Here is a 2,502-nt window from a genome sequence, read left to right on the forward strand (position 1 = left end):
GGCGTTGGCGATGACGATGCCGAACCCCCCGCCGATGCCCTGGACCAGGCGCAGGCCGACGAAGGTCCGGACGTCGGGTGCCACCGCGCAGAGCGCGCTGGCGATCGTGTAGAGGGCGAGGCCCGCCAGCAACGGACGCCGCCGGCCGTAGGTGTCGCTCAGCGGCCCGGCGATCAGCTGCCCGATGGCCAGCCCGGCCAGACAGGCGGTGATGGTGAGCTGGGTGGCCGCGGCGCCGGCGCGCAGGTCGCCGGCGAGTTCCGGCAGTCCGGGCAGGTAGCCGTCGACGGACAGTGGTCCCAGGGCCGTGAGCGCTGCGAGCAGGACGATGGATCGGGTGTGCCGGCCGGCGGCGTCGTTGCTCATGGCTCAGTACGCCACGGTGATGCGGCGGCGGATCGCGGTGCCGCTCTCGATCGTGTCGGCCAAGGCGATCGCGTAGTCGGCGTACGAGATGCGGCTGTTGCCGTCGTCGTCGGTGAGCAGGGTGTCCCCGGCGCTGCGGTAGGCCCCGGTCCGCTCGCCCGCTGCGATGACCGCGGCGGGCGACACGTACGTCCAGTCGAGGTCGTGCACGCCGCGGTAGAGGTCGAGCGCTTCGGACTGGGCCTCGGCGTTGGCCTTCCACAGCGCGGGGAAGTCCGGGTCGTCCATGACCCGGGCGCCGGTCGGCGTGCGCAGGCTACCGGCGCCGCCGATGGTGACCAGGCGGGTGACGCCGGCTCGGCGGAGTCCGTCGATCAGCGCACGGGCGGCACCGACGATCGTGGCGCGGTCGTTCTCCTGGCCGATCCGGGGGCCGACGGCCGACAGTACGGCGTCGTGGGAGGCGGCGAGGCCGGCGACCGCGGCGGCGTCCGTGACGTCACCGGTGGTCACGGTCAGGGCCTTGTGCTCGAGTCCGTCGACGTGGCCGGCTCGGGTGACCGCGGTGACGGTGTGGCCGCGACGCAGGAGTTCCTCGGTGGTGGGCCGGCCGATGTTTCCGCTGGCACCGAACAGGACGATCTTCATGTGTTGCTCCTTGTTTCCGATGGTCACAGGACGGGCTGGCCGTCGGCGACGACGGCCGCGGTGATGCCGCGCTCGTCGGCGGCGTGCCGGAAGCGCTGCTCGATGTCGGGTTGTTCGGTGTAGAACGGCGGGTTGTGGAACAGGCCGTAGTGCATGGCGCAGACGGTGGCGGCGCCGAGTGCGACGGCGGCCTCGACGCCCTGCTCGGGGGTCATGGTCGCCGGGACGTTGGCCGCGTAGCCCTCGAAGTGGGCGATGACGCCGTTGACCGGGACGAACGCGACGTCGAACGGGCCGTGGTCGCGGGCGATCTGCCACCAGCTGCCGTGCCACTGGGTGTCGCCGCAGTGGATGACCCGCCGGCCGGCGCCTTCGACGACCCAGGCGACCTGGTCGCAGTCGTTGCCGCGCCAGTCCAGCGAGGTCACCGGGGTGACGGTCAGCGCTCCGATGCGGCGTGGCTGGCCCAGGTCCTGGGCAACGGGGGCGATGCCCGCCTCGTGCAGCGCCGCCGCGCTCGGGGTGTGGCAGCCGATCGTGCCGGTTGCCGCGATCCGGGCGATCAGGTCGTGGTCGTAGTGGTCGGGGTGCAGGTGGGTGATGAGGGCGTGGGTGCCGGGCGGGGTGTCGACCGGGTCGACCGGCCGGTGCGGCGGTCCCATCACCGGCGCCAGCGGAGCGACGTTCTCGAGCGGGTCGATCAGCAGGCGGGTGTCGCCGAGACGGATCTCGACGCCGGCCCAGGACAGCCGACGCACGGAAAGGGTGGTGGTCATGGGCAGCGACGCTAGACCGCCGTTGTTGAGAAAGTCAACAAGGGAGTTTTGAATCTCAATGCCGCAAGGTAGGGTGGTGGCATGCGCACCTACGGGCAGTACTGCGGCATCGCGAAAGCACTGGACACCATCGGCGACCGGTGGACCCTGCTGATCGTCCGTGAACTGCTCGCCCTGGGCCCGTGCCGGCACACCGACCTGCGCAACGGGCTGCCCGGGATCGCCAGCAACCTGCTGGTCGACCGGCTCCGCGAACTGGAGGAAGCCGGCCTGATCCACCGCAAGGCCGCCCCGCCGCCGGTGGCCACCACCCTGTTCTCCCTCACCGAGCGTGGCCGCGCGCTGGAGCCGGTGCTGCGGGAGCTGAGCCGGTGGGGCGTGCCGCTGCTGCGTGAGCCGGGCGGCAGCGACACCTTCCGCACCCACTGGCTGGACATGCCCGCCCGGGCACTGACCGACCACCACCCCGACCAGCCGGCAATCGCCCTGCAACTGCACGCCGACGGCAACGAGGACCTGGTCATCGAAGTCAAGGACGGCTCGGTGCACACACACGCCGGCCGGGTCGACCACCCCACCGCGTCACTGACCGGACCGCCGCACCTGCTGGCCGCGACCCTGCTCGGCGACCTCGACCTGGGCACCGCGGTACAGCAAGGCCTGCAGCTCAGCGGAGAACGCGAGGCAGTACTGCGCATCCTGCCCCGCTGAT

At 71.9% G+C, this 2,502-nt stretch carries 4 protein-coding genes; 1 reads left to right on the top strand and 3 read right to left on the bottom strand.

Annotated features, from left to right (window positions below; translation table 11 throughout):
- The 3 genes from ACIRD3_RS40450 to ACIRD3_RS40460 all read right to left on the bottom strand — a co-directional run.
- On the bottom strand, positions 1 to 366 hold a 366-nt coding region (locus ACIRD3_RS40450; RefSeq protein WP_402227127.1), incomplete at its 3' end, for an MFS transporter.
- Between the two features lie 3 nt (positions 367 to 369).
- A complete protein-coding gene (locus ACIRD3_RS40455; protein WP_344464898.1) occupies positions 370 to 1,014 on the bottom strand; it encodes an NAD(P)H-binding protein in 645 nt (214 codons plus the stop codon).
- Positions 1,015 to 1,037: 23 nt separating this feature from the next.
- On the bottom strand, positions 1,038 to 1,790 hold the full coding sequence (locus tag ACIRD3_RS40460; protein WP_402227129.1) for an MBL fold metallo-hydrolase: 753 nt from the start codon (positions 1,788 to 1,790) through the stop codon (positions 1,038 to 1,040).
- An 81-nt stretch (positions 1,791 to 1,871) separates the two neighbouring features.
- Here ACIRD3_RS40460 and ACIRD3_RS40465 point away from each other — a divergent pair, with 81 nt between their 5' ends.
- On the top strand, positions 1,872 to 2,501 hold the full coding sequence (locus tag ACIRD3_RS40465) for a winged helix-turn-helix transcriptional regulator (protein ID WP_402227131.1): 630 nt from the start codon (positions 1,872 to 1,874) through the stop codon (positions 2,499 to 2,501).
- Position 2,502 lies beyond the last annotated feature (1 nt).

This window comes from Kitasatospora sp. NPDC093550 (genome assembly GCF_044764985.1).
Lineage (GTDB): Bacteria > Actinomycetota > Actinomycetes > Streptomycetales > Streptomycetaceae > Kitasatospora.

What these genes read in the sequence shown, in the direction of transcription:
- ACIRD3_RS40455 (WP_344464898.1), bottom strand. Translation starts at nt 1,014, where the DNA reads ATGAAGATCGTCCTGTTCGGTGCCAGCGGAAACATCGGCCGGCCCACC.
- ACIRD3_RS40460 (WP_402227129.1), bottom strand. Translation starts at nt 1,790, where the DNA reads ATGACCACCACCCTTTCCGTGCGTCGGCTGTCCTGGGCCGGCGTCGAG.
- ACIRD3_RS40465 (WP_402227131.1), top strand. Translation starts at nt 1,872, where the DNA reads ATGCGCACCTACGGGCAGTACTGCGGCATCGCGAAAGCACTGGACACC.